The sequence below is a fragment of the Ideonella sp. P3_A4 genome (genome assembly GCF_056403075.1).
In genome coordinates this window covers 1-4776 of the sequence record NZ_JBFUGE010000460.1, presented here as the reverse complement: position 1 = coordinate 4776, position 4776 = coordinate 1, and the positions used below count along the sequence as shown (strand labels likewise).

The 4776-nt window shown below is 68.2% G+C and carries 6 protein-coding genes; 2 read left to right on the top strand and 4 right to left on the bottom strand.

What is annotated here, in order from left to right:
* The 3 genes from AC1DYI_RS26755 to AC1DYI_RS26745 all read right to left on the bottom strand — a co-directional run.
* Nucleotides 1-1414, bottom strand: a 1414-nt coding sequence (locus AC1DYI_RS26755) for a C25 family cysteine peptidase (protein ID WP_477207165.1), incomplete at its 3' end; no start/stop codon positions are given.
* Between the two features lie 101 nt (nt 1415-1515).
* Nucleotides 1516-1875, bottom strand: a complete 360-nt coding sequence (locus AC1DYI_RS26750; RefSeq protein WP_477207164.1) for an H-NS histone family protein — start codon at nt 1873-1875, stop codon at nt 1516-1518.
* Between the two features lie 55 nt (nt 1876-1930).
* Nucleotides 1931-2248, bottom strand: coding sequence for a hypothetical protein (locus AC1DYI_RS26745; protein ID WP_477207163.1), 318 nt, complete (start codon nt 2246-2248; stop codon nt 1931-1933).
* Between the two features lie 211 nt (nt 2249-2459).
* On the opposite strand from AC1DYI_RS26745, the gene AC1DYI_RS26740 reads away from it, so the two are divergent.
* Both AC1DYI_RS26740 and AC1DYI_RS26735 read left to right on the top strand, forming a co-directional pair.
* Entirely contained in the window at nt 2460-3515 is a 1056-nt protein-coding gene (locus AC1DYI_RS26740; protein WP_477207162.1) for a glycosyltransferase family 9 protein, read from the top strand.
* A complete protein-coding gene (locus tag AC1DYI_RS26735) occupies nt 3512-4606 on the top strand; it encodes a glycosyltransferase (RefSeq protein ID WP_477207161.1) in 1095 nt (364 codons plus the stop codon). The genes AC1DYI_RS26740 and AC1DYI_RS26735 overlap by 4 nt, the downstream gene beginning before the upstream one ends.
* Here the strand turns inward: AC1DYI_RS26735 and AC1DYI_RS26730 are convergent.
* Nucleotides 4579-4776: hypothetical protein (locus tag AC1DYI_RS26730; protein ID WP_477207160.1), on the bottom strand; the 198-nt coding region annotated here is incomplete at its 5' end. The genes AC1DYI_RS26735 and AC1DYI_RS26730 overlap by 28 nt on opposite strands.

The window sequence follows — 4776 nt, the reverse complement described above, 5'->3', positions numbered from 1 at the left end:
CGCGGCGCTGCGGACTGGTCTGGCGGCCCCGCTTGGGCGGTGTGATCTCGAAGCTCAGGTGCGCCAGCTCGCCTTGCAAGCCGGACTCGCGGGTCATGGCCTTCAGGGCCGTGGCCACCTTGTCGCCAGGCCCTTGGTCGATTGGCCGCAGCGCCGGCAGGACTTGACCCAGGTACTTGCCTTCGCGCTCCAGCCGTTCGCGGCGCAGGTTGCGCACGGTGCGGTCCTGGGTGTCGGCAAAGGCCTTGCGAAAGGCTTTGCCGCGGGTCAGCGAGTGCGCGGTCACCGCCACCGGCTGCGCCGAAGGATCGCCCAGCAGGTAGAACTGCATCAAGGTCTTCAGGTCATACGGGTCCAGGTGGGTGCGTGCGCCGGCGAACTTCTGCCGCGCTTCAAGCGCCGCGCGACCCAGCGATGAGCCGCCCAGCACCTGCTGGACGAAGAACTGGCAGACCAGGTCGGCCGAACCGTTGCCTTCGCAGGGGCCGTAGGCGATGGTGGTGCTGCCGAAGACCGCCGACGCGCCGTCTTCCAGGTAGGCCAGCGCAATCCCCTTCTGGCCCGCCGCGTCGGCGGGGTCGTAGAGCTGCGCACCGTAGCAGCACTCGGCGGCCACCACGGTGCCGGCGCTGACCTTGCCTTGCAGATGCTTGGCATGGTGAGCCAACGGGAACTCGTCCTTGTCGATCGGTTGGCCGTAGAACTCGGGCACGCAGTCGCCGCCATGGCAGTTGATGAAATGCACCCGCGCTGCCAGTTGATTGGCTGTCCAGCGGTGGCCTTTGGTCGGGCTGGTCAGCAGGTTGTTGGCATGGCCGAAGGTGTTGGTCAGGCTCAGCGCGGTCGACTTGGCCCAGGCCTCGGTGCTGAGGCCAAAGCTCGATTGGTAGTCCGACCGGGGGCGCGGCTTGGCGCGCGCCGCCGCATTGATCAGCTGGGTCAGCAGGGTCGGCTTGGTGGCGCCGATCAGGTCCGGCAGTCGTCCCACCACCCGGGTCGGGCCCAGAAAGCGGTTGGGGTTGGTGCTGTAGGGGGCGTCGCAGGCGTAGGGCAGGTCGCTGGGCACTTGACGGTCGGAGTCACCGTCCGGCCCGCTGTAGGCGGGGTTCGTGATCGGTACCATTGGCATCACGTCCGGCCCGCCCAGCAACAGCAGGTAGTGCGGCAGCGCGGCGGTGGCGATGCGGTCGATGGCGTTCTTGACCGCCCGTGCATCGGCCACCGCCGGCGTGGGGCCGCCGTAGGGCGCCATCTCAGCGTCGTCGTCGAGGTGGATCACCACGGTGGCCAGGCCGCMGCGCTTGTCGGCCGCCACCAGCGCCTGCAGGGCCTTGCCGATGCGCGCCAGTCCGGCGTCGCCATATTTGGCGTGCAGTGCAGCGCGCTGCGTGAGCACGACTTTGTCGATGGCCATGGCAATCCCCCGTGCGGTGCTTTGAAGACCGGGGATTGTGGGCGCCGCGGGCCAGTCCGTGCAATCTCTGGCTTAGGTGGCGCAGGGCCTCGAATGTGGGATCAGCCGGCTTCCGAGGTGGGCGGCAGTGCTTCGGCAGGTTTCAGCTCGTCGACGCGCAGGCCTTCTTGCAACAGCGCGCGACGCAACCAGTCGGGGTGGGGGCCTTGGCCGTCCCAGGTGTCGCCGGTGACCGGGTGGCGGTATTTGATGGGCAGCGGGCCGGCGGGCGGTGGCGGCGGCACGTCGGGGGTGGGCGCCATCAGGTCTTCGACCGTGATGCCCCAGAACTCCATCAGTGCTTCGATGCGCGCCAGCACAACGGCTCGTTCGCGCCGCGTCAGGGCGGTGGGGGCGGCCGCATCGACCCAGGGATCGATTGCTTCGGGGAGTTCAGGCGGGTCGTTGTCAGGCATCGACATGAACAGTCGTGGCCAAAAATGGGCGCGGCCGCCGAAAGGCGGCCCCGGGGCCCTGTCAGGTTTGGGCTGCGTCCAGCTCGCGGCAGGACGGCGAGCAGACGGCCTGGGCCTTGCCCAGCAACTTGCGCGATTTCAGCTGCGCCCGCGGGCGGTGTTTACCACACAGAAAACACGACATGGTGGCGGCGCCAAACGCGCCTGTCGCGGAGAATGGAGAACCCGCCACTTTCGAGCGGTAACGCAAACCCCCTGCATCGATGGAGGTCTTGGGATCGTCCTTGGCCAGGGTAAGCTCCTTTGACTGACAGAACTTGAAACGGCGAAGGTCACGCCACATCTGCCGTACAGGCAGTTCGCCACGTTGACAATGCATCGTGACGGGCAGCGTTGGCTCCGCCAACGCACCATTATCGCCTATTGGACAAGACCTCGCCACGAGCGGTGCCGCATTCCTGCGGTAGAAGTCTCGACCCGCTGATAATGCCGCTCGCCCGGCGACCGACGGGCCGGATATCACCGATGTTTCGCACGTTCTTCATGCCGACTTGCCAGACTTTGCCGCGCCGCCAAGGGCGCCGCYCCGCGTGACTCAGCGCATCCTGGTCGTGCGCCTGAGCGCCATTGGCGACGTCGTGATGGCCTCGGGCCTGATCCCGGCACTGCGCGCGCGTTGGCCAGATGCTCAGATCAGCTGGCTGACCGAACCCACGACGGTGCCTTTGTTGCGCCACAACCCGCAGCTGCACGAGGTGATCCCTTGGCCACGAGCTGCCTGGCAGCAGCTGTGGAAAGAGCGCCGCTACGGCGAGTTGTGGCGCACCGTGCGCCGCTTCCGGGCCGAGTTGCGTGCGCGCCGGTTCGACCTGATGCTCGATGCGCAAGGTTTGCTGAAAAGCGGCCTGCTGGGTTGGCTGGCGGGTGCGCGGCGGCGGGTCGGGCTGCTGTCGCGCGAGGGCAGCCAGTGGTTGATGACCGAGCGGGTGGGTCCGCGCGAAGGCGACGACCCGCGCATGAGCCACGAGTACCGCGACCTGGCCGATTACCTGGGCGCGCCGCCGGGCAGCTTTCAATTGGACCTGGCCGTCGGTGCTGGCCCGCGCGATGTCGCCCGTGCTGCCTTGGCTACCGCCGGCGTTCCAATCGGACCGGCCGGCCGCTTTGCGGTGCTGGCCCCCTTCACGACCCGGCCGCAAAAGCATTGGTTCGAGGACCGCTGGGCCGCGCTGGCCGGCGCGCTGCGAGCCGAAGGCCTGGTGCCGGTGCTGATGGGCGGGCCGTCCGACAGCGAAGCGGCCGCGCGCATCGCCGCCACCAGCCCGACGCTGGTCAACATGGTGGGTCAGCTGAAGCTGGACGAAACCGTGGCCGCGATCGCCGACAGCGCGCTGCTGATCGGCGTGGATACCGGGCTGACGCACATGGGCACGGCACTGAACGTGCCGACGGTCGGCCTCTTCGGCTCGACCCGGCCCTACCTCGACACCGGTTCGCCACGCACGGCGATTCTTTACGAACCGATGGACTGCTCACCCTGCCGCCGCCACCCGACTTGCGGTGGCGCCTATCACTGCATGCGGCACTGGACGGTCGATCTGGTGATGGCGCAGGTGCGCAAGCAATTGCAGCTGGGGGCCGCATGAAGGTCTTGCACGTCGAAGCTGGCAGGCACTTGTACGGTGGCGCACTGCAGGTCGTGTTCCTGATGCGCGGGCTGGCCCAGCGCGGCGTCGACGTGGCGCTGGCCTGCCCGCAAGGCAGCGCGATTGCCACGGCGGTGCGCGACCTGGGGCTGCCTGTGCACGAGATGCCCATGGGCGGCGACGCCGACATCGGCCTGGTGGGTCGCCTGCGGCAGCTGATGCGCGAGATGGAGCCCGATGTCCTGCACCTGCACAGCCGGCGTGGCTGCGACACCTGGGGTGCCTTGGCCGGCCGATTGCACCGCGTGCCGACGGTGTTGAGCCGCCGCGTCGACAACCCCGAATCCAAGCTGTGGGCAGCCTTGAAATACCGCCTGCCCAATCATGTGGTGACCATCTCGCAAGGCATTCGCGAGGTGCTGCTGCGCGAAGGCGTTCCCGGGGCGCGCATCACCTGCGTGCCCAGCGCGGTGGACACCGCGCAATACCGGCCCGGGCGCGGCGAGCTGCGCTGGTTCCGCGAAGAATTCAAGCTGCCCGACGAGGCCCTGGTGATCGGCATGGCCGCGCAGTTCATCGAGCGCAAGGGTCACGCAACTTTGCTCGATGCGCTGCCTGCGGTGTTCGCCCGCCACCCCGAAGCGCGTGTGCTGCTGCTGGGCCAGGGGCCTTTGGTGGACGAGATTCAGCAGCGGGTGACGGCTGATCCGCAGTTGTCGGCCCGCGTGCAGCTGACGGGATTCCGCAGCGACCTGGACCGTGTGCTGCCGTGCCTCGACGTGTTGGCGCACCCAGCCTACATGGAGGGCCTGGGCGTCGCGTTGCTACAGGCCGCGGCCTGTGGCGTGCCCATCGTCGCAGGCCGCGCCGGGGGCATCCCGGAAATCGTGCAGCCGGGCTTGACCGGCGCATTGATCGAGCCTGGCGACGTGGCCGCGCTCGCCAGCGCGCTGAACGAGCTGCTCGGGTCAGGCGAGTTGCGCACTCGCCAAGGCGCAGCGGGCCGGCTGTGGGTCGAAAAGCAGTTTTCGATCGACGCGATGGTCGAGGGCAACCTAGCCGTCTACTTGCGGCAGACGAAGAAGCGGTGATACGGGTTCTCAGGCGCGCGGAAGGTCCGCAGCACCGTCAACCCTGAGGCTTCAAGATCACCAACGATGCGCGACACCGGGTAGCCGCGCTTGTTGATTTCCCACTGGTGCTCGCCGGTGATGCGGTGCACGCGGGCACGCCAGCGCGGCTTTGGGACGCGGCTTTGGGA